The sequence below is a fragment of the Listeria innocua genome (assembly GCF_028596125.1).
GTDB classification, from domain to species: domain Bacteria; phylum Bacillota; class Bacilli; order Lactobacillales; family Listeriaceae; genus Listeria; species Listeria innocua.
On the sequence record NZ_CP117229.1, the window covers coordinates 528,756 to 553,203 of the forward strand.

Sequence of the window (24,448 nt, forward strand, 5' to 3'; positions counted from 1 at the left end):
TAAAAATTAATACATGCCGATACTGAATACCCAAGCGATAACAACAGCAAGGACACCTGTAATCATACGGCTATACAAAATGGCCGGAACACCGAATTGAACCGTTTTTGGTTTAGCTTCTGCAAGAGATAGCCCGACTGGAATAAAGTCACATCCGGCTTGTGCGTTAATAGCGAATAAAGCAGGTAAGGCGTAAGTTACCGGGATGGCGCCAATCGCAATTTGTGAACCAATTAAGACACCAATAACTTGGGCGATAACTGCGCCAGGACCAAGAATCGGTGATAGGAAAGGTAGACTACAAATAAAAGCAATTAAAAGCGTTCCCCAAATGGAACCAGCGAGCGGGGAGAGTGTATTCGCAATTAATTTTCCAATCCCAGTGTAGTTAATAATACCGATAATCATACTAATAAAAGCCATAAAAGGAATAATGTTTTTAATGAGCATATCAACAGAATCACGACCAGCTTGATAGAATACGCCCATTGCCTTACCAATACCGCGAGAAAATTTCACAAGATAGCCTTCTTTTAAATCACTCGCTTCTTGTTGATCTTCTTTAATCTTGGCATAATCTTCTTTAAATTTTTCTCTGTCAAAAGGTTTTCCGGGATCTGCTTCTGATGAGGTAACCATAATATCTTCTGGCTTCACTCCCGAAACAAAAATATCTTCTGTAATATGTTTTGCTAGTGGACCTGATGGAGAAGAAGGGAGAATATCAACAGTTGGAATACGTTTCATTGGATAGACGCCAATTCGAGCCGTACCACCACAGTCAATGACAACACACATCATTTCTTCTTCGGGAATGGAGTTTTTAAAACCATCGACGGCTTCTGCACCGGATAATTCAGCAATTTTCAAAGCTACGGGGTGGATACCGCCGCCAGTAATAGAAACAACTTTTGTTCTTGGTTCGCTTGGAGTAAGGTCTAGCCCAGTTCCCCAACCGCCTTGGCCTTTATTCACATGAATTGATTGATACATTTTATTTGCCTCCTATCTATTTCAGACTTTTTCTTTTCGCATTAAGAATTTTGTAATGGTTTCCGTAATCACACCGCGCATTAAAATGATAACAATACCTGCTAAGAAGTAACGAACTGCAAGACTAGACATACTATAACCAGCTTCGACAACCCCATTAGCAATTCCTAAATAAACAAATAATTCTCCAGCATTCGCATAAGGGAACAACCCTGTGACTGGATGTAAAAATGAAACAACCGAATCATAAAAAGCAGGTTTTTGATGTTCTTTAACGAATCGTCCAAATGTGTATGCCATTGGATTTGTTAGCATTAAGACAGATAAAATCGGCATAAGTGAATAACGTAAAATCATGTTTTTAGCTGAAAATTGAATTGCACGATTGACTCGTTCTTCCCCGATAAATGCAATAATCGAGTACGTAAAGGTTAAAAGGACAATTAAAAGCGGGACAATTCCTGTCATAAAGCTCACGAACTGTTTTCCACCAGCCTCAAAAAGACCGATAAAGTTGGTTCCAAACCATTCAATATAATTCACTAGGAAACACTCCTTTTTAATTATTTAAAGCGCTTTCATACAACTGTTGGCAGTTTTGATAATGGCTTTTTCTTGTATGGAATGCTTTTTCTTTTCATGTAATTCTTGTAGTATTTCGGATAATTCTTTATGGTGATAGTCAGTAAATGTTTTAAACTTCGCAAAAATCGTTTTTCCTGTTAAAATTTGGCATTCATGAACAATATGCTCTTCGTTTACAACTAAGATAGCTACGGCACTTGTTCGAAACTTTAATCGCTCCATTTCAGAATAAAGATGGTAACCGATTTTTCCAGCATATTTACTCGCAACTTTATTCATGTGATGTTGGTAATACCTCACTTGAAAAAAAGCAAGAAATGTCTGAGCGATGAAAATAACGGAAGCAATAAGGACAATTTTCATTCACTTTTCCTCCTTATAATAGGTGGGAAGGGCTAGCTTCCCACCATGTTACCTTTAATTGCTAAATGTTTCGTCTTGTAGTTTTCTAAGTTTCCAAACAGTAGTTGATTCGTCGAGTGAAACATCTTCGTCGGTAATAAATGTGCCAGCTTTAATGTTTCTGCGTGCAACTACTTCACCGCTAATTAGCCCGATTGGAATATGACCTTCTGCCGCCATATCTACGTGAGTTTCGAGCACACCGCGGACACAGAAACCGCCAATCCCATCTAATCTTTCTCCAGCAGCTATATCTTTTTTAGCAACTGCAACTGTTTCGGAAACGGGAGCTCCCATAGGAACAATAGCGTGATCGTGATTCAGAACAGCTTTCGCAATAGTTAGTGGAGTTTCTAGGCTCGCTAAATGATAAGGACGATACAGAATATGATGATCGCGTTCACCTTTTTTCATTAAGTAGCTAAGTTCATGACTAACACCTTCATTTTGGCCTTTAACAATTACGAAAACACCTGGCGCCAAGCCATCTACATATTCTACGACACCAAATTGGTTTAAAATACCGCCTTGCTCTTTTAAATCGAGGTCTTTAATGACGGAATCTACGTCACCCGAGATACCATGCATTCCAACGACATCGGGAACATATCCAATAGCGTTTGAAAGTAAGTTCATTTCTGCCATTGTTTTCGTTCCATCTTGGAAAGCTGCTAGCATGTGAGAAGCCATATTTTTTCCGTCTGCTTCCACTTGGCAACTATCTGGATTAGCGCTAATTTTTAGTTTGTTGTTTTTTCCTTTACCGGCAACAAGTACTTCCATACCCATTGATTTGGAAAATTCGTAAAGTTCAGTTATCGCAGCGGGTTCGTCTCCATCAGATCCGGTATAAACGAGGCCAGCGCTATCATATAATTTTTTCATTAATGGTCCAATAGTAATGTCAATTTCTACATTTAATAGAACAAGTTGTTTTTTTGCAAGTAAAGTTTCTAGGGAAATTTTTGCACCGACTTCTGGAACGCCAGTGGCATCGACAATCACCTCTACAAGATCAGAATGAATAATTTCTTTAAAGTCATTTGATAATAGAATTTTTTCTTTTTTTGTTGCTGTGGCGTTGTATGCATCTGCGGCTTTTTTTGCGGCGTCCACATGAATGTCACTTATACCAACTACACTCATTCCAGGAATAGCGGCAATTTGCGAAATCATGCCGAATCCCATTTGACCTGCGCCAATAACGCCGACGCGAATAGGGTTATTTTCTTTCTCACGGGCAAGTAACTGTCTATATAAAGTCATTTCAAGTTCCTCCTAGTAATCGTTTTCATTTATTAAAAATAAAACTCCGGATAAAGCTATTTTATCTTAATAAACGAATCGTGTAACATTTGTCACCACTAGTGACAAATGTCATATTTCACAAATCAAATATAACATTTTAACTTTTTTTCGTCAATGAAATATTAAATGTTTTTTATTTTAAAGAAATAAAAAAAGCCCAATCCATTGTTGGAGAGTGCTTTTGGGGTTTTATATTTTTTTTGTGGTGGAATATTCTCAATCGTTTTTTTGTAGGATGTATTCAGCCATTCTATCAGTAATCACAATCACATCTATCAATCCGGCATTAAGTGCTGAAACAAGTGCGTCTTTTTTTTGTAGTCCATTTGCTAAAGCAACGACTGTTGGGATTTTTTTGAGTTCTTCTAAACTGAGCCCGATGACATGTGTATTTATCTGTGTATTTGCTTCTTCTCCATTTGCCGTGAAAAACCGTGAATTAATATCGCCGACAACATCTTTGTATCGAAGTTCTTCAATATCTTCGGGGGTAATATAACCAATTTCTTCCATTGTACTTTGATTGTAAGGGCTTGATACTCCAACAATAGCCATATCAACAGTTTTACCTTCTTCAAGGACTTCATTAATGTATTTGTTTTTAGAGAGGTCGGCTTTCATTTCCGTATCTTCTACAAGGGCAGGTGCATACAAATATTTACTATGACACTGCATTTTTTTCTTTAAATCGTAGCAAATTTGGTTGGAATGGAGGTCAATATCGCTTGATCCCATACCGCCGATTAACGGAATAATAGTTAAGTCTTTATGAGGGATATACGGGAATTCATTGGCAAATTTACGAATTGTTTTCCCCCATGAAATCCCAAGCGTATTTACTTTGGCAATTCTTTTACTAAGCGTATATGCTGCTTCTTTGGCTAGAAAATTAAGGGCTTCTTCTTCGGACATATCGTGTGTGGCAACGACAATCGCTTCTTCTAAACCAAACTTTTCTTCTAGTTTTTGTTCTAAATCTACCGTATAGTATGTTTCGTCTTTAATGAAAATTTCTACAATACCTAAGTCTTTTGCACGTTGCAAAGTTTTAGAAATAATTGACCTTGAAATCCCGATTTTTTTGGCGATTTGCGCTTGAGTCCAACCATAATGATAGTACCATGTAGCGATTTTCACCATATCTCTTTTTTCTTCCCATTTCATCTTTGTTACCTCCATTCTACATAATAATGGAACAAAAGTTATCTGTAGTCACAAATGTTTTTATGCTAATAGTATCATAGAATTGCCCGTCTGGAAAGATATCGGAGGGATATATAGTGCTTTAGTAAAGAGAAAATGAATTTTTATATGGTTTTTGCTAATTTGTGACAAAATAACAAACAATTTTATTTTGAGATTTACGAGGGATTTTGCAAGCGTTTTTAATAATTTTTGAGTGGAAAGCGTGTAATTTGTTCTCCATAGAGAAACACCATTATTTGATGGGTGGTAGTATAAATTTAGTTCTTAACGAGCCCAACAATAAGCTAATTAAACAGTTCATCTTAGAAGAGGAGTGGATTTTAGTGGAAGAATTATTTACATACAAAGAATTTATCAAAATGATGCAAAATTATGGAATTAGACATAAAAAACGCAAATTAAGACGTAATGAAAATGTAATGACCAATTCTTCAAGTCCGAATAGTGTCATTTTATTAATAAAAGGTTATATATGCAGTTACACATGCGAGTCGCCTGAAACACTATTATCTGTTTTTGAGCCAGGCGTATTTCTAAGTTATTCGATTTTAGAAGATTTGCCACCGCTTGTAACGAATATTGCGCTTTCAGAAGAGTGCATTGTGTATGAGTATGAAAAAGAAGACATCGAATATGCATTATCGCTCTTCCCAGAAAACTTTGGCTTTCAATATTTCTTTTTAAAAAAGATTGGACGTCATTTATACTATAAGGCTTTACTTAATGCCAAAGATCACCAAGAAAAATTATATTATACGATTAAGTATTTAGGAAAACTCATTGGTGAAAAGGATGGAAAAGGCAATATTGTCTTACCACCAGAAATTACAATCAAAATCTTAATTGAATACAGCACCTTATCAAAAGCGGCTTTTTATAGACAGCGTATCCGTCTAATAGAAGAAGAAATTTTAAAGCCACATAAAAAAACTTTCTTAGTCCCGAAGAAAGTAGTAAAACACTATGAAAAACAGCTAACTAGTATTTAAAAAGGAGAGCTTAAAAAACAATGAAAATAAATTGGAAGAAAGTTCTGGTTTTTGTTTTGATTTTGGCGCTTATCAGTCCCGTTTACTCGAAAGCTATAGAGACGGAACAAAGCATATCGCCAGAACAACCAGTGGAGCCGGTAGTAGAGGAAGCTATAAAGAAAACTCCAGAAAAAAAAGAAATGGAACCAGAACCAAAGAAAGAGCCAGAGCCACCAAAAAAAGAAGAGATTGAAACAAAAAAACCGTCGACCGAACCTAGCAAACTGAAAGCTAACCCTTCATCAATACCCGAGAATAGTACGATAGCAGATTTATTTCCGGATCCGGTAATGGCAGAATCGGTAGTTACAAACTTAAATAATCAAATCCGCTATAAAAATGATTGGGTTGTGACTGATGTTATTACACAAAAGGATTTAGATAATCTATCTTCTTTTACTGATTTATCCACAGTAATTATAAAAAATCTGGAAGGTATACAGTATATGACTAATCTAAATAGAATAAGTTTAAGGTCAGATGATGATTTGCAAGGTCTATCAGCTTTATTAAAAGCACCAAATGGATATCCTAATTTGCAGGAGATAACTATTTTAAGAGGAGGAATTACGGATATTTCACCGATCTTAAAAATAAATGCACCAAAGTTAGCATTCCTAAACTTATCTCAGAATAAGATTAGTGATTTATCTCCATTTGCTAATCTGCCGAACAATTTTCCTGTGCTGGAGGAAATAATACTTGCGTCTAACAATATTTCAAATGTCGAGCCCTTAGCTAAATATGCTAGTGCTAGTATGAGGTTTCTTCTTCTTAATAGCAATAGTATTTCTGATTTATCGAGTTTTAAAAATAATTCTATGCCAAAACTAGTCGAAATTGTGTGTACTTATCAACAAGTTTATTTAGAACCAATGGATCTTTCAGCAAAATATGATTTTACTTTAAAGGCAGCAGAGGCTAAAGGTGTGAACAAATCAATTCCTATAACTGTGTTCGATCCAATTGCGACAATTGATAATACAACTTCCATGATTACTTGGAAGCAAAATGTCATAGAAAAGAAACCAGAAATATTTTTAAAAGAAGGTGGATTTCAAGAAGGCGTTAAATATGGATGGGATGAAACTACTCCGGTTAAGGATGATATTGGCAAGGTAATCTTTGATGGTACATTTTTTCAACCATTAGTATATATAGTGGCTCCAAAAATTACATCATATGAAAAACAACTTATTTATGATATTGACACGCCACTCACAGAGGAACAATTGTTAAAAGATGCAAAAATCGTAACAGACCAACCATCAAAAATCACAACTAATTTTAAAGACAAAATACCGAGTTCGCCAGATCCCACTAAATATGTAGTGACAATCGAAGCTTCTAATATAGATGGAGGTGAGTCGGTAAATGTGGATGTTATATTTCAACCAAAGCCACCTATCATAACTGCGGATGAAGAATATACCTATTTAGTTGGTGAAGCTATTGATGCTAATCAATTTAGATTAGACGTGAATGCGACTTTGACTGGTGTTGGTTCGCTAGTGGATGATTTTGAGTCAGTAGTAGACCTAACGAAAGCTGGTGATTATGTTGTAACGCTGTCGTCTCCCGGAAATCCACCAGCTTCTCAAACAGCTATTCCTGTAACCGTAGTTGTTCACGTCAGAGAAAGTATGGAGCTCCAAATTCCTAATGATTTTCGGATGGGTATAGATGAAAATTCAGAATCGGTGCCGATATTAAATAGAAAACAAACCCTGAAATGTTATGGGGCTGACGGAAAAGTAGATTTAAAGGTGACAGATAGAAGGAGATCAAAGCAAGGCTGGACGCTAACTGGAGCAATGACAACATTTACAAATAGCAGCGGTGACATCATTCAAAGTTCGCTAAAGTATCAAAGTAAATCATCAGGTAGCAGCCCAGTTTACTTAAATAATGCAAATCAGCCTATTGAACAAAAACAAGCAACTCCTACAGAAACAGGCTTTGTCTCTACTATTTTCGACTTAGAGGATAGTTTATCAATAGAAATCCAGCCTAACGATGCTTTAGTGGGGGATGCTTATGAATCTAAGGTAACGTGGACTCTAGAAGATGCGCCTAGGCCTTAACTAAAAGGAGCTATTCGATTTGAAAAAAATAGGATTCATTATATTTTGTTGTTTATTCTTATTCGCAGCACCATTTTATGTAGAAGCAAAGACGGCGGATACAGCGACTAGTAAAGCAAGCGTTGTAATTAAGAAAGACCCTCGTAAGGCCAAAAGTGGGACAGATGATAGAACAGGCACGTATCCTACAAAGTTCCCCAGAAAGCTTCCGAAAACTGGGGAGTCGGGCGATTTACCACTTATTATTGCCGGAATTAGCCTCATTTTATTTGTAAGTAAAAAACACTTTAAGGGGGTGAGGGAAGAGATTTAATTGCTTAGCACGACAAAAAAAGGATAACAGAAAGAGGAGAATAATAATGACAAGTAGGACAGTAAAAGTAACAACAGCAAGTTTATTAGCACTAGGACTTATTGTAGCACCAGTACTTTCTGGGGATTTTGCTTCAGCAGCAACTTCCGTAACACAAGATTCAAAAGGGATTGTAAAATTTGATAAAAGCGCAACTCCAGATCCAGTTCCAGTAGATCCAGATCCAACTGACCCAGATCCAGTTGTTCCAAATCCAACTGATCCACCAGTAGGTAGTGATGGTCTATGGATTTTAGCAGTATCTAATTGGGACTTTGGTACACTTGACTCATCCGAATTATCTAAAGGTGCAATAAATGCCCATGCTAAAGATGGAAAAATTACTACGTATGAAGATACTAACGGAAATGGTAAGCAAGATTTACCAGGAGAAGTTTCTGTAACTAAAGATGTAACTCCTTTCGCTCAGGTTAGTGATTTACGTGGTTCGAATAATGGTTGGACTCTTTCTGTAACAGGTAGTGAGTTCAAAGATTCTTCTACACCTGCAAAAAAAATCGCTGGTGCTGAGTTAACTATTCCAAAATCTACAGTTAAATCAAAAGATTCTACCGCAAAAGCACCAACTGGATATGATAACGTAGCAATTTCTATGACTGGCGGAGCAGCAGTTCCTGTAATGGCAGCTAAAGATTTGCAAGCTACTACACCAACAGACTTCAGTGATGATGAAGGTATGGGAACTTGGACAGATAGCTTTGGTTCAGCAGAAGTATCTGCAACAGAAACATCTAAGCCGAAATTATCTATTCCTAAAAACGTGGCTGTAGCAGAAGGCACTTATCAAAGTACATTAACTTGGACTTTAAGCGATACACCAGCAGTCTAACATTTTTCAAAAAGAGAAAACTGCATTTTTCGATGTTGTTTTCTCTTTTTAAATTGAGTAATTAGGAGGAAAGAGAGACTTGAAAAAAATATTCGCTATCATCTTTGCCTGTACATTTGCTATTATTTGTTTGCCAAATCAACACGCCGAGGCAGCAGAAGGTAATAGTTTTTCCGTAAAAGCAATTCTTCCAGCTAATCAGGCATCTAGCGTGACATATTTTGATTTACAAATGGAACCTAAGCAGAAGCAAAAATTAGATGTCGAAATTACCAATCAAAGTAAAGAACAAATGACTATTAATTGCGTCGCCAACACAGCTATTACCAATGAGATGGGGTACGTCGATTACTCGATACCAAAAACAAAACCGGATGAAACGCTCAAATATCCATTTGCTGATATAACAGAAGTAAGTGACTCCGAGATTACACTTGAACCTAATGAAACTAAAATCTGGTCGGTAAATATCCAAATGCCTGAAGAAAGCTATGATGGAATTATTTTAGGCGGGTTACATTTTAAAGAAAAGACTAAAGAAAAAACAGAGAAAGAAACAAAGCAAGAAAAAGAAGTTCAAATTAAAAATGAATATGCTTATGTAATTGGTGTAAAGTTAACCGAAAAAACCACTATAGTTAAGCCGGAACTAGCATTAAATCAAATTAAAGCAGGAAGTAGGAACTACCGAAATGTAGTCGAAGTAAACTTGCAAAATACAAAAGCGACCTTAGTTGGTGGACTGGCCGTGGATGCCAAAATATATAAACAAGGCAGCGAAAAAGTGCTACATGAAGCAAAACGAACGGACTTATCAATGGCACCAAATTCCAATTTTAATTACAGTGTGGACTGGGAAAACCAAGAGTTAAAACCAGGAAAGTATAAACTTCATTTAGTCGCCAAAAATAAAGACGATAAATGGGAATGGACGAAGGATTTTACAATCTCATCAGATGAAGCTAAAAAAGCAAATGACAAAGCTTTAGGACTGGAGAAAGATTACACTTGGTTGTACATCACAGGTGGAATTCTACTCTTACTAATTCTGATTACTGTCACTTATTTAATTGGAAGACGTACTGCAAAGAAAAAAGATGATGAAGAATAAATGTATAAAAAGCTTGAAAACGAGGAACTCACTTGTTTTCAAGCTTTTTTTGTGCTTGTAATTTGGATTGAAATATCGCTGTGTTTTTATGAAAAAATCAAGTGTCTAATGTGAGAATGAATCAAGGGGACTTTTAACTAGTTGTGACAAATTAACGAACGTCTTTTGTATGAATTTCAGGAGGATTAAAAAAATTTTTAAAAAGAAAAAACAAAAAAAGTGCTAAATTCCTTCTCTATAGAGAAAATAATTCAGTTTGTGCATGGTAATATAAGTTTAGTTCTCGCCAAGACTAACATGTGTCGCTAAATAAATTATATAAATACAGAGGAGTGAATTTTTTTAGTGGAGGAATTATTTACATACAAAGAATTTATCAACATGATGCAAAAGCATGGGATAAAACACAGAAAACGTAAATTCAAACACGGCGAAAAGATTACAAGCGAGTCTTCTAAACTAGATAGTGTTATTTTACTAATTGAGGGATATATCAGTAGCTATACTCGGGAATCACCTCAGAAATTACTATCTATTTTTGAACCTGGAATTTTTCTTAGATATTGTATTTTGGAAGAATCTCCCCCAACTACAGAGCACATTGTATTATCAGAAACTTGTGAGATTTATGAATATAAGAAGCAAGATGTTGAATATGCGCTCACGTTATTTCCGGAAAATTTTGGTTTTCAGTATTTCTTTTTAAAAAGATTTGAACGCCACTTATTTTATAGATCTTTACTAAACAATAAGGCGCACAAGGATAAGCTTTACTATGCAATAAAATACTTGGGTGAACTTATCGGAAGCAAGGATGCACAAGGAAATATTACCTTACCGTCCGAAATAACCTTAAAAGCCTTAATTGAATATAGTACTTTATCGAAAGCCGCATTTTACCGGCAAAGAGTGTCTTTACTAGAGAAGAATATTTTGAAAAGGAACCGGAAGACATTCATCGTGCAAGATGGAATTATGGCCGAATTATTATGAAATCTAACTAACGAGAAGGAGACAGAAGATGAAACTGAACTGGAAGCCACTGTTGCTTTTTATATTATTATTAGCGCTTTGTTCTCCTGTGTATTCATTCGCGGAAGAAACAAGAGAAGCACTAGCACCGAAAACTACTGAAACGCCAGAATTAACAAAAACGAACGACAACTTAAATAAAACAATCTTAACCCCTGAAAAAAAACAAGCAAACAATAATTCAGAAACCGAAAATAAAACCAAAGAAAGTCAAACAAATAAAAAAGCGCAGACCCCACTTAAAAACCTAAAAAATACCCTTCCCCCGATTCCGCCTAATAGCAAAATTTCGGATATTTTTAAAGACCCGGGGATGGCTAATGCAATAGCTGAAAATTTATCAACATACAATAATAAAAGGAGTGTGGATTCTATTGTAACAGAAGCAGAGTTGAAATCAATTACAAGTTTGTGGTCCGTAAACTGGGGTGTTTACGATAAGCCCTTAATTAAATCAATTGAAGGAATCCAATATCTTACTGAGCTGGAAACTATCCTTTTTCAAAAGAATGAAATAACAGATTTGTCTCCGTTTTTGAAATCACCTAATGGATTTCCACGCTTGGTTAATCTTGTGTTGGAGCATAGTAAAATAACAGATCCATCTGTATTACCAAAAATAAAAATGCCTTTAATAGAGCACATCGCTCTCACGGGCAACCAAATTATCGACCTGTCTAGCTTAAAAAACATTGCTGATGATTCAAAACCAAAACTTAGAAGTGTAGGTTTACACTCACAAGAGATTGTGCTTCCTAAATTAACCGTTTCTAGCAAAAAGCCTTTTTCATTAATTAGTATGAATATTATAGGAGATTCTATTTATAGGAGCCGTTCATATTCTCCAGCTGCAACATTTGACACTTCAACTTCAACTATTACTTGGTCGAAAGAAGTAATGATGAAAAAACCAAATATAACATTTACGGAGCGTGTATATCCGCCAAAGGTTACAACTGTACCTGGCGTGCACTACTACTGGCGAGATAATTCAGTCTCACTTGGAAGAATTAGAATGGACTTCTCTGGATATGTAAAACAACTACTTGAGTACCTCGGTCCTCCAAAAATAATTTCATCGAAAGACGTTCTATATGAAGTAAATACGCCGCTAACGGAAAGCAAATTTTTAGAAGATGCCAAGATTGTTACAGATCAGGAAACAACTATTACTACTAACTTTAATTCGATAATAAAAAATACTTCAGTTGCTGGTGTCTACTTTGTAACGGCCACAGCGTCTAATATAGAAGGCGAAGTTTCTAAAGATATAAAGGTTGTTATTAAGAATAAGCAACCAGTCATCACTGCAAAAAGTGAATATACTTATTTAGTAGGTGAAAACGTTGACTCGAATCAATTTCGACAAGACATCAATGCGACTTTAACTGGCCCAGGGAGCGTTCCTAATGATTTGAAAGATGACTTTGCTTCGAAGGTGGATTTAAATAAAGCAGGCGATTATTTCGTCGAGCTTTCCACTCCTGATAGGCCACCGTTAACCGATGCTGCTAAACCAGTGACAATTTTAGTACGTGTCAGGGAAGGCTTAGAGATGAAAATTTCAGATGATTTTCGGATGGACGTGGATGAAAATACTGACCCCATTCCTATTTCGAATAATAAGCAAACTCTAAAATGTTTTGCTCAGGAGGGAGACGCTGAAATAGAAGTACTTGATAGAAGAAGGGCGAAACAAGGATGGACTATAACTGGAATGATGAGCCCTTTTAAAAACGAGAAAGGAGACATATTAGAAACTTCTCTTAAGTATCAAAAAGAGTCATCAGAAAGTAGTCCGATATTTTTGAATGCGACTAATCAACCAATTGAAACGAAACAACCAACTGACCAATCTGGAGAAATTACAACTACTTTTAATTTGCAAAATAACTTAACTCTAGAAGTTCTACCAAATGATGCATTAGTAACGGGAATTTATGAAGCTACGGTCACATGGACTTTAGAGGATGTACCTAGATAAAAAAATAAATAGAAGGAGACTTCGAAGCGTGAAAAAATATATTCTAATTGTTATAGGTTGTACTGTTTTATTTCTTTTTCCATTAGAAAGTAGCGCGTATACAGATACAGCAATAAGTAAGGCAGGTGTAACTTTTGTGAGAGATAAAAACCGCCCTGCACAGGTTTTTGGAACAGATGACAGGAGCGGCACTTTTCCTTCCAAAGGTCCAATTAAGCGGCTTCCTAAAACCGGAGATAATAGTGATTCTTACTTTATTTTACTAGGTGTAAGCCTCCTTTTAATTGCCAAAAAGAACTTATTTAAGGGGGTGAAGTAAAAAAAGCTAATCTTAAATAAACAATAACATAACAGAAAAAGGAGAATAATAATGATAAGAAAAACAACAAAGGTAATTTCAACAAGTTTATTAGCACTAGGATTAATCGTGACACCGGTACTTTCTGAAGATTTTGCGTCTGCAGCAACTAAAGTCAATAAAGATACAAAAGGAACCATCAAATTTGATAAAAGCACAACACCAACTCCCGAACCAATAACTCCAGATCCAACTGAAACAGACCCAGTAGTACCAAGTCCAGACAATCCACCCGTGAGTTCGGACGGATTATGGATACTTGCTATATCCAACTGGGATTTCGGAACTCAAAGTGTATCTGCTTTATCTTCTGGAGCTTTGAACATTCATGCCGAAGATGACACGCTTTCTACGTATACAGATACAAATGGCAATGGGCAGCAAGACTTACCAGGAGAAGCATCCGTATCAAAAAAAGTGACTCCGTATGCACAAATAAGTGATTTACGTGGTACTAATACTGGTTGGACGCTTTCTGTTACAGCTAGTGAGTTTAAAGATAGTTCCACGCCAGCTAAAAAAATTCAAGGTGCTCAGTTAACGATTCCGAAATCTACTGTCGCAACAGTCAATTCGACAGCGAAAGCGCCAACTGGTTATGATAATATAACTATTCCGATGACGGGTCTCAGCACGGTTCCTGTAATGGCAGCCAAAGATAAACAAACAGCGACACCGACTAACTTTAGTGATGACGAAGGTATGGGAACTTGGACAGATAGCTTTGGTTCAGCAGCAAAAAATGCAACACAAACAACAAAACCTAAATTATCCATTCCACAAAATACCGTTATTGAAGATGGAACTTATCAAAGTAAGTTAACTTGGACGTTAAGCGACACGCCAGCAATTTAACATTTTTTAAAAGAGAAAACTTCATCTTTTTATGTTGTTTTCTCTTTTTAAATTGAGGAATTAGGAGGAAATTTAGACTTGAAAAAAATATTCGCTATTGTCTTTGTATGTTTTTTTACTTTTATTTTTTTTCACGGTCAAACAGTGGCAGCAGCGAAAGCGGAAGGGAAATTCTCTGTCAAAGCAATCCTGCCTGAGAACCAAGCGTCTGGTGTTACTTATTTTGATTTACAAATGGCTCCAGAAGATAAACAAACTATAAAAGTAGAACTAATGAACCAAGGGAAAGAACAAATCACGATTAAATGTGTGGCCAATACAGCTGTTACTAACGAAATGGGGTACGTAGATTATTCGATTCCAAAAGCAAAAACGGATAAAACATTAAAGTATCCATTTTCAGATATAGTAAAAGCGAGTGAATCAGAAGTAACACTTAAACCGAATGAAACAAAAATATGGTCTCTCGATATTAATATGCCAGCAGAGAGTTATGATGGCATTATTTTAGGTGGGCTACATTTCCAAGAAAAGAAAGATGAAGAAAAGGAAAAAGATACCTCTAAAAAAGAAGTCCAAATTAAAAATGAGTACGCCTATGTAATCGGAGTGAAGCTTACAGAAAAAACGACGATTGTAAAGCCGAACTTGGAATTAAATGAAATTAAACCGGCATCGCGAAACTACCGAAATGTAGTCGAAATAAACTTGCAAAATACAAAAGCGACCTTAGTTGGCGGGATGGCCGTGGATGCAAAAATATATAAAGATGGTAGCAAGAAAGTATTGCGTGAATCAAAACGAACCGACCTTTCTATGGCCCCAAACTCCAACTTTAATTACAGTGTGGACTGGGAAAATCAAGAATTAAAACCCGGTAAATACAAAGTGGAGTTGGTAGCTAAAACAGCCGATGATAAGTGGGAATGGGTAAAAGAATTTACCATTTCAGAGGAAGATGCTAAAAAGGCTAATAAGGTGGCTCTAGGGCTTGAGAAAGACTACACTTGGATGTATGTGACGGGTGGTATTTTACTCGTATTCCTTGTGATAGCAACAGCTTATTTTATTGGAAAACGAGCTAGGAAAAAAGACGAAGAATCACAGTAAAAAGCAAAATAAAAAAGCTTGAAAACGAGATTCGATTCTTGTTTTCAAGCTTTATTTTTATTTTTCGATTTTCTCCGTTTCTACTACACGAAGTCCTTTGCGTTCTAAGTGAGAGATGATTTCGTTTTTCTTATCTTCGGTTACTCCAACTGGTAAGGAAACAAGTACACGACGAATGAAATCTTCTGTTTGGTTATCGAGTGTAATCAAACTCGCGATGCTCGAATAACGGTCAATGATTTTAGTGATTTTAGTTAAGGCGCCTTGTACTTCACCGGTTGCAATCGTAAGTACATAACTAGTAGTTTTTACGTTCCAGCCGTCTTGTAAAAGACCAAGTAATTTACCATGCGTCAAAATACCATAGAAATTACCTTGTTCGTTTAAAACAGCGATATATGGTAGTTCTTTAATTGTAAAGAATACTTCAAAGAAAGATGCATTCACACAAATGTGTTTCGTTGCATTTTTGATTAAGCTCATTACAGGATCGCTCAAGCTTCCACCATTTGCTGCATGTTTGTAAATATGCATTTTATAAATATTACCTAAGAATTTTTCGCCTTTTTCGTCTAGTACAGGAACACAGCGATAACCAGATTCTTCTAGTAAATTGATAGCCTCTTGTAAAGTAGCATCTCCAGGAACGGTTGTTAAATTTATTTTAGGGATACAAAGGTTTTTTATCAACATGTTATTCACTCCATTCTTCTTCTCTTTCATTTTAACTTAAAGTAGGTCTTTTGTATAGAAAATCACTGTTAACTCAATTACGAGAATGAAAATGTGTAATTTTTATCATATATATAAGGAAACTTTTGTATAAAGGTTTAATTTTTCTTGAAAAAGTGTATTATTAACTATGCTATGTAAAATTGTAAACAGAAAGAAGGATATGAAAATGCAAAAAGAAATCTTGAATTTTGATTATTATAATCCTACTCATATTATTTTTGGTAAAGACCGTTTTGCAGAATTAAATGAAGTTATTCCTCAAGATAAAAAAGTATTGATTTTATACGGCGGCGGTAGTGTAAAAAGATTTGGAACGCTTGATAAAGTAAAAGCAGCCCTTAAATCTAGAGAAGTTGGTGAATTTGGTGGTATCGAAGCCAACCCTACCTACGAAACGTTAATCAAAGCAATTCAACTTGTGAAAGAAGAAGGCTATGACTTTTTACTAGCTGTTGGTGGCGGTTCTGTTATTGATGGTACGAAATTTGTCGCTGCTGGCGCTTTATTTGAAGGAAATCCAATCGATATTTTTGGCAGCGGAATTGGCGAAAAACGTCCGATTACAGAAGCGCTACCTTTTGGAACAGTATTAACTCTTCCGGCAACAGGTTCTGAAATGAATAGTGGCGGGGTTATTACTTTTGTTGAAAAGAAAGCAAAACTTGGCTTTGGAAGTGCATTTACATACCCAGTTTTCTCCTTACTTGACCCAGAGCTTACCTATACTTTGCCAAAACGTCAACTAGCAAATGGCATTATGGATGCGTATGTGCATGTGATGGAACAATATATGACTTATCCAGTAGGAGCGTTACTTCAAGATCGCTATGCTGAAAGTTTATTACAAACGTTAATTGAAATTGGTCCAGCTGTTATTGAGGAAGATAATCATGATTACAATACGCGGGCAACTTTCATGTGGTCGGCTACGAATGCGCTCAATGGAACACTATCTCGCGGCGTCCCACAAGATTGGGCAAGCCACAGTTTGGGTCATGAAATTACTGCATTATATGGAATAGATCATGCGCGTACTTTAGCGATTGTATTACCATCTCTTTTAAATGTTCGTCGTGAGGAAAAACATGAGAAATTAGTACAATATGCTGAACGTGTTTGGGGAATTACAAGTGGTACTGATGATGAAAAAATAGATGCAGCAATTGTTAAAACACGTGAGTTCTTTGAAAGTTTAGGCGCAGGGACTAGATTTAGCGATTATGGTCTTGGTGATGAAGTAGTAGACTTACTAGTGGATCAATTAGAGCGTCATGGTTTAACAAGTATTTCTGAACGCGGTGACCAAACTTTAGAAATATCTCGTAAAATCTATACCAATGCTTTATAGTAATAATTTTTAAATATGAAAGAAGGCGAATTTTCTTGAGTACCGAGAAGGAAAAGACATTTTTTGGACATCCGCGCGGACTCGCTACGTTATTTAATACAGAATTTTGGGAGCGATTCTCATACTATGGAATGCGCGCAATATTAATATATTATATGTATTATTCTGTATCTAAAGGTGGACTTGGTTTTAGTCAATCTACAGCCACTGCCATTATGTCTATTTATGGCTCACTCGTGTTTATGTCGGGTGTTATTGGTGGCTGGTTTGCTGATAGAGTGTTAGGACCGAGACAAACCATTTTTTATGGTGGCGTATTAATTATGGTAGGGCATTTAGTACTAGCGATTCCTAGTGGGGGAGCAGCAGCGCTATTTGTTTCTATGGCATTTATTATTTTAGGAACTGGATTACTTAAACCAAACGTATCTAGTGTTGTTGGGGACTTGTACCCAGCCGGAGACAATCGTCGTGATGCTGGCTTTAGTATTTTCTATATGGGGATTAACTTAGGCGCATTTATCGCACCACCGATTGTTTCGAATGTTTCGGATCATGCCGGAAGCTTCCACGCTGGTTTTGGTGTAGCAGCTGTTGGGATGGCAATAGCACTCGTTGTTTACGTTTTGACAGGAAAACGATACTTAAAAGAAGCAGGCAAAAAAGCACCAAATCCACTTCAAAAATCAGAAGCTAAAATCCTTACGATGAAAATTATCGGTATTATTTTAGCAATCGGATTATTAATTGCTGTGTTAACACTTATTACAGGTAGTTTAACAATTAATACAATTATCCTTGCTGTAACAGTAATGGGAGTTGGAGTGCCGCTAGCTTACTTTATTATGATGATGACAAGCAAGAAAACAGAGGCGGACGAAAGATCACGCTTAACTGCATACATACCATTATTTTTAATCGCAGTATTATTTTGGATGATTGAAGAACAAGGATCAACCACTTTAGCGCTATTTGCAGCAGAAAGAACGGATTTATCTATTTGGGGCTTCAATTTAAACCCAGCGAATTTCCAATCACTTAATCCCGTATTTGTAATTACCTTATCGCCTATCTTTGCATGGATTTGGACGAAACTGGGTGATAGACAACCATCTACACCACGAAAATTTGCTTTAGGACTATTCTTTGCTGGTTTATCATTTGTTGTAATGATGCTTCCTGGTATTTTACATGGAAATACGACTACACTTGTAAGCCCGCTTTGGCTAGTATTAAGTTTCTTCATCTGTATTTTCGGGGAAATGTTTATCTCTCCAGTAGGACTATCCGCGACAACCAAACTAGCACCAAAAGCTTTTGCGTCTCAAACAATGAGCTTATGGTTCTTGTCAGATGCGATGGGACAAGCTTTTAACGCACAAGTAACGCAATTCTTTAATGCTGACACTGAAATTGCTTACTTTGGAATTACTGGTTTTGTCGCAATAGGCTTTGCGATAGCATTATTCATTTTCGCGCCATTCTTGAAAAAATACATGAAGGGCGTTCATTAAAGGATTTAAAGACACTTTCTCTTTGTTTAGAGGAAGTGTTTTTTGTGTGTGGAAAATAAATTAGTTTGCCATTAACTCTTAAGATTGCTACTATTAAAGGGAGAAGTGATAATTTAAAGGAGTGTATACATGGAATCATCAAGCAGGGTAGTTATCTATTTAACGCGACATGGAAAGACGATTTTAAACACACTTGATCGGGTGCAAGGCTGGGCTGACTCGCCGCTTACCGAAGAAGGAGCACTTGTTGCGCATGATTTAGGTCGTGGTTTAAAAGGGACTAATTTTGTAGCCGCTTACGCAAGTGACCGCGGACGTGCCATTGAAACAGCTCGAATTGTAATGAAAGAAAGCGACAACCATCATTTAAAACTCGAAAAATTAGCTGAAATGCGCGAGTTTGGTTTCGGTAAATTTGAAGGAGAATATAACCAAACTGTGTTAAAAATGGTTGCGAAGGCTCACGGCTTTGAGTCAATCGAAAATTATTATGATAAAACTTCTGAAAACAATTCTAATATCGTGATTGACACGGTGCATAAAATGGATGAAACAGGCATGACAGAAAACTCGGCCATTTTTGAAAAACGATTGACTGCCGGACTGGATGCGATTCTTCAGGATGCGCAAGCTCGTGGTGGTGGAGAGGTCCTTGTTGTTGCGCATGGTATGGTTATTCACCGCATTATTGAAATGATTGATCCAAGTAAAAATTTAAGAACGATCGAAAATGCTAGTGTAACAAAAGTGATTTTTGAAGACGGCGTTTATTCCATTGAAGAACCTGGAAATATGTTTTATGTAGAAGCCGGAAAAAAAGCGCAAGGGGGAGTTTAAGTGACAACAGGAAAACTAAATGTGTACTTAGTTAGACACGGTAAGACGATGTTTAATACATCTCGTCGCGTGCAAGGTTGGTCAGATACACCGCTCACAAATGAAGGCATAGAAGTGGCAGAATTTTTAGGACGCGGGTTAAGAGAAATTCCTTTTGATGCTGTTTATACAAGTGACCGCGGTCGGACGATTGAAACGGCTGGAATAGTTTTACGAGAAAGCAAACAAACCCATTTGGAATTAAATGAGTTGAGCGATTTCCGTGAATTCGGTTTTGGTAAATTTGAAGGGGAGTATGAAGACATTATGTTCGGAAAAGTAATCGAGCATCTTGGTTTTCAGTCAGTGGAAGAAGCTTTTGAAAAATTCGGCTATGATGGCTATCAAATCATTTCCGAAACAGTTGAAAAAATTGATGAAACTGGAATGTCCGAAAAATGGGACTCCATGGTAACTCGTTTGAAAAATGCTTTGGAAACAGTTGCTAAAGAAAATCAATCTGAAAATGCAAATGTATTAGTTGTTTCTCATGGAATGGCGATTAATACTATTATTTCTTTCTTTGATATAACGCAAATTAACCCAGAATTAGCAAATGCAAGTGTTACAAGACTTGCATTTGAAAATGGTGAATGGACGATTGAAGCAGTTAATGATTTAAGCTATATTGAAGCAGGAAAGTTAGTCTTAGCATAAAAAAATCCAGAGTGGCGCAATACGCTACTCTGGATTTTTAAATTATTTTACGAATTTAATACAAACTGGTTCTGGAACTTTTACATCTTTTTGAAGTAATGTAAGAGCGCCAGTTTCTTTATTAACACCAAAAACAGTAACGTTATTGCTGTTTTCGTTTGTTGCAACTAAAATGTCGCCAGTATAGTTAAGGTCAAAGTCACGAGGACCAACGCCTTCTACTGGTGTTGTTGCTGCAAGTGTTAAAGTACCGTTTTCTGCAACAGCATAGCTAACGATAGCATCTTGACCGCGGTTAGAAACATAGAGGAAACGACCATCTGGAGAAATATGAATTGCGCTACCTTTATTTTCTTTATCAAATCCTTCTGGAAGAGAAGCGATTGTTTGGATAACGTTTAATTTACCAGTTGCGTTATCATATTCAGCAAAAATAACTTCGGAAGTCAATTCTGTCATGATATACACATATTTAGCATTTGGGTGGAAAACAAGGTTACGAGGACCGCTTCCAGGTTTTACTTCTAATTCAGTTACTTTTTCAAGTTTACCAGAATTAGCGGAGTAAGTAGTTATTTTGTCCGTTCCAAGGTCACATGTGATAACATATTTTTGGTCTGGAGTGAATCCAGCAAAGTGAGCATGAGGTTTTTCTTGACGTTCGTGAACACTTTTACCAGTATGTTGAATCGTTGCAACAGATGGTTTTAAAGCGCCGTTTTCTGTTGGGTAACTTACAATTGTACCTAGGTGATAGTTAGCAGAAACAACGATAGAACCATCTTCTGAAGCATCTACATAACACGGCGGGTTACCTGTTTGAACATCTTGATTAATGAAAGCAAGTGAGCCATCTTCTTCAATTGAAAAAGCTGCAACTCCACCTTTATCGCCATCTTTTGCTACAGAGTAAACGAATTTTTCGTCATCTGAAATTTTAAGATATGTTGGGTTATCCATTTTTCCGGCTAATTTATTTTCTTTAATTTCACCAGTAGTTTTGTCGATTACTAAGCGATAGATCCCTTGGCTTTCGACTTTGGTGTATGTACCAATATACGCAGTTGCTTCATTATTTGACATGCCTATTCCTCCTATATATAAGATATTTCCTAGTCAATTATAGCATAGTAAAGAAAAGATAGAAAAACATCACGTTTATTGCGTTTTTATTACTTTTCATAAAGTTAACCATATTTTAGACTTTTATGAAATGTTTTTGTAATAAAAGTATTGACTTGGAAACAAAAGTAATGTAAGATATACTTATCCCATAGAGATTGTCATTTGAAATAAGCTAGTTAAGAATAAATCACTTCCCCCATAGAAATGTTCTTAATAGCTTATTGCAAATAAACACTCCTTTTAAGATAGTTGTAGCACAGAATTTCCCAGGTTCTGTGCTATAATTATATTTTAGTAGAGATGCCAGAGAAGAGGCGCTCTTTTTTTATGCCATCTGGGAGAGAGGGGAAAACATGTCTATTCAAACAGTTTTTGGAAATGAATTATATAACTGGATTAACATTAATACAGATAAAGCTAACAACTTAGAAGATATTTATGCTACATATGATATTGATGAGGAGGTCATTGCTTATTCTTTAGATAGAAATGAACGAGCTCATTTTGAGTATGACCAAAAAACAGATACTTTCGTAGTAGTATTTAATGTACCTGACCAAAGAAAAATCGATAATCACTATGAAACAATTCCAATGGTTTACATTATTAAAGATAAACAGTTACTAACGATTACAAATAAAAACAACCAATATATTGTAAAAAAAATGAATAAATACTTAAAAGAGAATGAAGATGTGACTATTTTACAATTTTTATTTAGTAGTTTATATCTTGTTATGGATTTGTTTTTTCCGTATGTGGAAGAGATGGATATTGATCGTAAAACAATTAATGATAAGCTGAAAATCAAAACGACGAAGAAAAATTTACTTTCTTTATCTGATTTAGAAACAGGGATCGTGTACTTTTTGTCAGCTTCTAAGCAAAATGCCGCTTTATTAGAGCAAATGAAAACACATGTAATCTTTCGAACGTTAAATGAAGTGGAAAAAGAGCAGTTTGAGGACGCACTAATTGAAGCTAGACAACTGGTTGAAATGACAGAACTAAGCTCGCAAATATTACAGCAACTGTCGGGTACGTATAATAACATCTTAAATAATAATTTGAATGATACGATGAAAATACTTACCGCGTTGTCTATTTTGCTTACAGTGCCAACGATTATCACTGGGTTTTTTGGAATGAATATGCCACTTCCATTAGAACATAATGCATTTGGATGGATTGTTGCAATTTTTATTAGCATTTTACTGTGGTTTGGACTTTCTTTTATATTGCGAAAATTGATGAGATAACATAAAAAACCCTGCTTTCACACTGAAAGCAGGGTTTTTCTATTTAAATAATTCCGTGAGCAATCATTGTATCTGCAACTTTTAGGAAACCTGCGATATTGGAACCGACAACTAAATTACCAGGCGCCCCATATTCGCTTGCAGCATTGCTTGAGTTTTTATAAATGTCTTTCATAATGTTTTGTAAGTGTTCATCTACTGTTTGGAAAGTCCAGCTCATACGTGTGCTGTTTTGAGCCATTTCGAGTGCTGATACTGCAACTCCACCGGCATTAGCTGCTTTTGCTGGGCCAAATAATACTTTGTTTTCGTGATAAATGTCAACCGCTTCAAGCGTAGATGGCATATTTGCACCTTCTGCAACTGCGATTACACCGTTTTTTACAAGTGCACGAGCTTGGTCGGCATTTATTTCATTTTGAGTAGCGCATGGTAAGGCAATATCACATGGAACAGACCACACATCGCCGCCTGCATAATATTCAGCAGATGGATGCAATGTTACATATTCACTGATACGTTTACGCTCTACTTCTTTTAATTGTTTCACTGTTTCTACTTTGATGCCTTCTTTGTCATAAACAAATCCAGCAGAATCACTACATGCAACTACTTTAGCGCCAAGTTCATGTGCTTTTTCAATTGCATAAATAGCTACATTACCAGAACCTGAAACAACAATCTTCTTACCGCGAATGGATTCACCAGCTGCTTCTAACATTTCAACCGTGAAATAAACAAGACCATAACCAGTTGCCTCTGTACGAGCTAAACTACCACCGTATGATAGACCTTTACCAGTTAAAGTACCAGCATCATAAGCGCCACGAAGACGTTTGTATTGACCAAATAAGTAACCAATTTCACGGCCGCCAACACCAATATCACCAGCTGGAACATCAGTATCTGGACCGATATGTTTTTGTAATTCTGTCATAAAGCTTTGACAAAAACGCATTACTTCAGCGTCTGATTTACCTTTTGGATTGAAATCAGAGCCACCTTTACCGCCACCAATTGGTAAACCGGTTAAAGAATTTTTGAAGATTTGCTCGAAACCAAGGAATTTTACAATACTCCCGGTAACGGATGGATGGAAGCGAAGGCCGCCTTTATAAGGGCCAATTGCGCTGTTAAATTGAACGCGGTAACCACGATTTACTTGTACTGTGCCAGCATCATCTACCCATGGAACTCGGAAACTAATTAGGCGTTCGGGTTCTGTTAGCTGTTCTAAAATACCGTGTGCTTCGTATTTAGGTTCTTTTGCAAGGGCCGGGATAACAGAGTTTAAGAATTCTTCAACTGCTTGGTGGAATTCCGTTTCGCCAGGATTCCGTTGTTTAATTGTCTCAAACACACGGGCTGCGTATTCTTCGGCTGCCTTAGTGTCGTTTTGGATAGTAGATGTTTGTGCCATACTATAATCGCTCCTTGTTTAAATATTTTGACTATAAGGAAAAGTAGAAAACCTGATACAAATACAAGCGATGTTATAAAAGAGAAAAACATCGGCTTAGTTGCATCAATTAGGTCAACTTTTCTTACCTATGTTGTTAGTTTACACATTGTTGAGAATATTTTCAAGCATAAAAACCAATTTTTCAGAAATTTTTTAAAATCAAGTTAATGAGAACGTTTGCTTAAGCAATTAATGAAAAAATTTTCGGGGG

Annotated in this window: 23 protein-coding genes; 15 read left to right on the plus strand and 8 right to left on the minus strand. The window is 36.3% G+C overall.

All coding sequences use genetic code 11. The features are described from left to right. Positions 1 to 6: 6 nt before the first annotated feature. The 5 genes from srlE to PQQ29_RS03110 form a co-directional block, all read right to left on the minus strand. Complete coding sequence (srlE, locus tag PQQ29_RS03090; protein ID WP_187984010.1) at positions 7 to 993, minus strand: PTS glucitol/sorbitol transporter subunit IIB; 987 nt, start codon at positions 991 to 993, stop codon at positions 7 to 9. Between the two features lie 21 nt (positions 994 to 1,014). Next, on the minus strand, positions 1,015 to 1,536 hold the full coding sequence (gene srlA, locus PQQ29_RS03095) for a PTS glucitol/sorbitol transporter subunit IIC (protein ID WP_003760655.1): 522 nt from the start codon (positions 1,534 to 1,536) through the stop codon (positions 1,015 to 1,017). A 24-nt stretch (positions 1,537 to 1,560) separates the two neighbouring features. Further along, positions 1,561 to 1,941, minus strand: coding sequence for a transcriptional regulator GutM (locus tag PQQ29_RS03100; RefSeq protein ID WP_187984011.1), 381 nt, complete (start codon positions 1,939 to 1,941; stop codon positions 1,561 to 1,563). Positions 1,942 to 1,995: 54 nt separating this feature from the next. Further along, the gene (locus PQQ29_RS03105; RefSeq protein ID WP_010990480.1) at positions 1,996 to 3,246 is read right to left on the minus strand and encodes an NAD(P)H-dependent oxidoreductase; all 1,251 of its coding nucleotides are present in this window, start codon (positions 3,244 to 3,246) and stop codon (positions 1,996 to 1,998) included. A 258-nt stretch (positions 3,247 to 3,504) separates the two neighbouring features. After that, a complete protein-coding gene (locus tag PQQ29_RS03110; protein WP_003760660.1) occupies positions 3,505 to 4,452 on the minus strand; it encodes a sugar-binding transcriptional regulator in 948 nt (315 codons plus the stop codon). 365 nt (positions 4,453 to 4,817) lie between these two features. Here PQQ29_RS03110 and PQQ29_RS03115 point away from each other — a divergent pair, with 365 nt between their 5' ends. From PQQ29_RS03115 to PQQ29_RS03160, 10 genes are all read left to right on the plus strand, one after another. Further along, the gene (locus PQQ29_RS03115; protein ID WP_010990481.1) at positions 4,818 to 5,483 is read left to right on the plus strand and encodes a cyclic nucleotide-binding domain-containing protein; all 666 of its coding nucleotides are present in this window, start codon (positions 4,818 to 4,820) and stop codon (positions 5,481 to 5,483) included. A 20-nt stretch (positions 5,484 to 5,503) separates the two neighbouring features. Next, positions 5,504 to 7,609 carry a LapB repeat-containing protein gene (locus PQQ29_RS03120; protein ID WP_010990482.1) on the plus strand — a complete coding sequence of 702 codons (2,106 nt, stop codon included), beginning with the start codon at positions 5,504 to 5,506 and terminating at the stop codon, positions 7,607 to 7,609. 19 nt (positions 7,610 to 7,628) lie between these two features. Further along, positions 7,629 to 7,922 (plus strand): LPXTG cell wall anchor domain-containing protein, encoded by a 294-nt coding sequence (locus PQQ29_RS03125; protein ID WP_003760665.1) that lies wholly within the window; start codon positions 7,629 to 7,631, stop codon positions 7,920 to 7,922. 46 nt (positions 7,923 to 7,968) lie between these two features. Next, complete coding sequence (locus tag PQQ29_RS03130) at positions 7,969 to 8,811, plus strand: WxL domain-containing protein (protein WP_010990483.1); 843 nt, start codon at positions 7,969 to 7,971, stop codon at positions 8,809 to 8,811. A 79-nt stretch (positions 8,812 to 8,890) separates the two neighbouring features. Beyond that, positions 8,891 to 9,922: a WxLIP family cell surface protein gene (locus tag PQQ29_RS03135; protein WP_010990484.1), complete on the plus strand. Its 1,032-nt coding sequence runs from the start codon at positions 8,891 to 8,893 to the stop codon at positions 9,920 to 9,922. Positions 9,923 to 10,267: 345 nt separating this feature from the next. After that, on the plus strand, positions 10,268 to 10,915 hold the full coding sequence (locus tag PQQ29_RS03140; protein WP_003770684.1) for a Crp/Fnr family transcriptional regulator: 648 nt from the start codon (positions 10,268 to 10,270) through the stop codon (positions 10,913 to 10,915). A 28-nt stretch (positions 10,916 to 10,943) separates the two neighbouring features. Next, positions 10,944 to 12,938, plus strand: coding sequence for a LapB repeat-containing protein (locus tag PQQ29_RS03145; protein WP_187984012.1), 1,995 nt, complete (start codon positions 10,944 to 10,946; stop codon positions 12,936 to 12,938). 28 nt (positions 12,939 to 12,966) lie between these two features. Then, positions 12,967 to 13,257, plus strand: a complete 291-nt coding sequence (locus PQQ29_RS03150; RefSeq protein WP_033533352.1) for an LPXTG cell wall anchor domain-containing protein — start codon at positions 12,967 to 12,969, stop codon at positions 13,255 to 13,257. Between the two features lie 51 nt (positions 13,258 to 13,308). Beyond that, positions 13,309 to 14,151: a WxL domain-containing protein gene (locus tag PQQ29_RS03155; protein WP_003770689.1), complete on the plus strand. Its 843-nt coding sequence runs from the start codon at positions 13,309 to 13,311 to the stop codon at positions 14,149 to 14,151. A gap of 78 nt (positions 14,152 to 14,229) precedes the next feature. Further along, a complete protein-coding gene (locus tag PQQ29_RS03160; protein WP_112120109.1) occupies positions 14,230 to 15,261 on the plus strand; it encodes a WxLIP family cell surface protein in 1,032 nt (343 codons plus the stop codon). Between the two features lie 57 nt (positions 15,262 to 15,318). Here PQQ29_RS03160 and cbpA read toward each other — a convergent pair whose 3' ends face one another. Further along, positions 15,319 to 15,954 (minus strand): cyclic di-AMP binding protein CbpA, encoded by a 636-nt coding sequence (cbpA, locus tag PQQ29_RS03165; RefSeq protein WP_003760686.1) that lies wholly within the window; start codon positions 15,952 to 15,954, stop codon positions 15,319 to 15,321. 208 nt (positions 15,955 to 16,162) lie between these two features. Here cbpA and PQQ29_RS03170 point away from each other — a divergent pair, with 208 nt between their 5' ends. From PQQ29_RS03170 to PQQ29_RS03185, 4 genes are all read left to right on the plus strand, one after another. Next, positions 16,163 to 17,344: an iron-containing alcohol dehydrogenase gene (locus PQQ29_RS03170; RefSeq protein WP_160464180.1), complete on the plus strand. Its 1,182-nt coding sequence runs from the start codon at positions 16,163 to 16,165 to the stop codon at positions 17,342 to 17,344. A gap of 35 nt (positions 17,345 to 17,379) precedes the next feature. Beyond that, positions 17,380 to 18,858 (plus strand): peptide MFS transporter, encoded by a 1,479-nt coding sequence (locus PQQ29_RS03175; protein WP_003770695.1) that lies wholly within the window; start codon positions 17,380 to 17,382, stop codon positions 18,856 to 18,858. Between the two features lie 129 nt (positions 18,859 to 18,987). After that, a complete protein-coding gene (locus PQQ29_RS03180) occupies positions 18,988 to 19,695 on the plus strand; it encodes a histidine phosphatase family protein (RefSeq protein ID WP_185324966.1) in 708 nt (235 codons plus the stop codon). After that, positions 19,696 to 20,391: a histidine phosphatase family protein gene (locus PQQ29_RS03185; RefSeq protein ID WP_045554403.1), complete on the plus strand. Its 696-nt coding sequence runs from the start codon at positions 19,696 to 19,698 to the stop codon at positions 20,389 to 20,391. A 42-nt stretch (positions 20,392 to 20,433) separates the two neighbouring features. Here PQQ29_RS03185 and PQQ29_RS03190 read toward each other — a convergent pair whose 3' ends face one another. Then, the gene (locus PQQ29_RS03190; RefSeq protein WP_187984013.1) at positions 20,434 to 21,474 is read right to left on the minus strand and encodes a lactonase family protein; all 1,041 of its coding nucleotides are present in this window, start codon (positions 21,472 to 21,474) and stop codon (positions 20,434 to 20,436) included. A gap of 395 nt (positions 21,475 to 21,869) precedes the next feature. Here PQQ29_RS03190 and PQQ29_RS03195 point away from each other — a divergent pair, with 395 nt between their 5' ends. Further along, positions 21,870 to 22,775 (plus strand): magnesium transporter CorA family protein, encoded by a 906-nt coding sequence (locus PQQ29_RS03195; protein WP_187984014.1) that lies wholly within the window; start codon positions 21,870 to 21,872, stop codon positions 22,773 to 22,775. 43 nt (positions 22,776 to 22,818) lie between these two features. Here PQQ29_RS03195 and gdhA read toward each other — a convergent pair whose 3' ends face one another. Then, positions 22,819 to 24,195 (minus strand): NADP-specific glutamate dehydrogenase, encoded by a 1,377-nt coding sequence (gdhA, locus tag PQQ29_RS03200; RefSeq protein ID WP_003770703.1) that lies wholly within the window; start codon positions 24,193 to 24,195, stop codon positions 22,819 to 22,821. Positions 24,196 to 24,448: the final 253 nt, after the last annotated feature.

Excerpts from the sequence above, each read along its gene's own strand:
- srlE (WP_187984010.1), bottom strand. The coding sequence starts at position 993 with ATGTATCAATCAATTCATGTGAATAAAGGCCAAGGCGGTTGGGGAACT.
- PQQ29_RS03100 (WP_187984011.1), bottom strand. The coding sequence starts at position 1,941 with ATGAAAATTGTCCTTATTGCTTCCGTTATTTTCATCGCTCAGACATTT.
- PQQ29_RS03105 (WP_010990480.1), bottom strand. The coding sequence starts at position 3,246 with ATGACTTTATATAGACAGTTACTTGCCCGTGAGAAAGAAAATAACCCT.
- PQQ29_RS03110 (WP_003760660.1), bottom strand. The coding sequence starts at position 4,452 with ATGAAATGGGAAGAAAAAAGAGATATGGTGAAAATCGCTACATGGTAC.
- PQQ29_RS03120 (WP_010990482.1), top strand. The coding sequence starts at position 5,504 with ATGAAAATAAATTGGAAGAAAGTTCTGGTTTTTGTTTTGATTTTGGCG.
- PQQ29_RS03130 (WP_010990483.1), top strand. The coding sequence starts at position 7,969 with ATGACAAGTAGGACAGTAAAAGTAACAACAGCAAGTTTATTAGCACTA.
- PQQ29_RS03145 (WP_187984012.1), top strand. The coding sequence starts at position 10,944 with ATGAAACTGAACTGGAAGCCACTGTTGCTTTTTATATTATTATTAGCG.
- PQQ29_RS03155 (WP_003770689.1), top strand. The coding sequence starts at position 13,309 with ATGATAAGAAAAACAACAAAGGTAATTTCAACAAGTTTATTAGCACTA.
- cbpA (WP_003760686.1), bottom strand. The coding sequence starts at position 15,954 with ATGTTGATAAAAAACCTTTGTATCCCTAAAATAAATTTAACAACCGTT.
- PQQ29_RS03170 (WP_160464180.1), top strand. The coding sequence starts at position 16,163 with ATGCAAAAAGAAATCTTGAATTTTGATTATTATAATCCTACTCATATT.
- PQQ29_RS03180 (WP_185324966.1), top strand. The coding sequence starts at position 18,988 with ATGGAATCATCAAGCAGGGTAGTTATCTATTTAACGCGACATGGAAAG.
- PQQ29_RS03190 (WP_187984013.1), bottom strand. The coding sequence starts at position 21,474 with ATGTCAAATAATGAAGCAACTGCGTATATTGGTACATACACCAAAGTC.
- PQQ29_RS03195 (WP_187984014.1), top strand. The coding sequence starts at position 21,870 with ATGTCTATTCAAACAGTTTTTGGAAATGAATTATATAACTGGATTAAC.
- gdhA (WP_003770703.1), bottom strand. The coding sequence starts at position 24,195 with ATGGCACAAACATCTACTATCCAAAACGACACTAAGGCAGCCGAAGAA.